At 47.6% G+C, this 311-nt stretch carries 1 pseudogene; it reads left to right on the forward strand.

Annotated elements, in window-relative coordinates:
- Positions 1-311, forward strand: a pseudogene (locus HMPREF2609_RS07470) (hypothetical protein); the annotation flags it as partial.

A 311-nucleotide genomic window follows, 5' to 3' on the forward strand; every position in this document is an offset into this window, starting at 1 on the left:
AGGGTGGTATATCGCAGAGGTTGACTGTGCCGGGGTGGTAGATGCCCGGGACTTTGGACGTCGTCTGTTAACAGCCCTGGATTTCGACTGGGACTCTTTCTTGCATGAGTTCGATACAGAGTGGGCTTATGAATACGCTACTGCAGTTGATTGGCTTGATCTGCGTCAGGGGTTGTTTGTGTATTATAAAAATTTTGAGGATGTGCTGTCGATGGCGGACCGTTTAGGGAACGATAGTTACGCTATTTATGCCGTAAATATCATTGACTCAATGCGTCTGAACTATCCTATGCGTCCTAGCCCATATCCTC

This window comes from Rothia sp. HMSC058E10, from assembly GCF_001809415.1.
GTDB classification, from domain to species: domain Bacteria; phylum Actinomycetota; class Actinomycetes; order Actinomycetales; family Micrococcaceae; genus Rothia; species Rothia dentocariosa.